Raw genomic sequence first — 267 nt, 5'->3', positions numbered from 1 at the left:
CCATTACGCCATGCCACTTTCATTTCTTGCATAAATATTGGCAGTGTTTTTAAATCTTCTAAACTGTAGCGGATCAAAGCATCCTCTTTGTCTTTACCCATACTGGCAATAAACGTCAGTTGCTCCTCAACAGTTTCTAACTTACCTAAGGGTTTAGCATCTGCGATGGCCTTATCATTATAGTACTGATCAACACCCATACCAGTGAAATTGAGACGCTGTAATTCAATCATGGTTAACATTAACGAGATCATGCTCGGTTTAAAG

General features: G+C 39.0%; 1 protein-coding gene. It reads right to left on the bottom strand.

Features of this window, described 5'->3' with window-relative positions:
• A partial coding sequence (locus MTCD1_RS19335; RefSeq protein WP_143760187.1) for a TraB/GumN family protein occupies positions 1-267 on the bottom strand: 267 nt, incomplete at both ends.

The organism is Colwellia marinimaniae, assembly GCF_002207865.1.
Taxonomy (GTDB): Bacteria; Pseudomonadota; Gammaproteobacteria; order Enterobacterales; family Alteromonadaceae; genus Colwellia; species Colwellia marinimaniae.
This window is presented reverse-complemented; position numbering and strand designations above follow the sequence as displayed.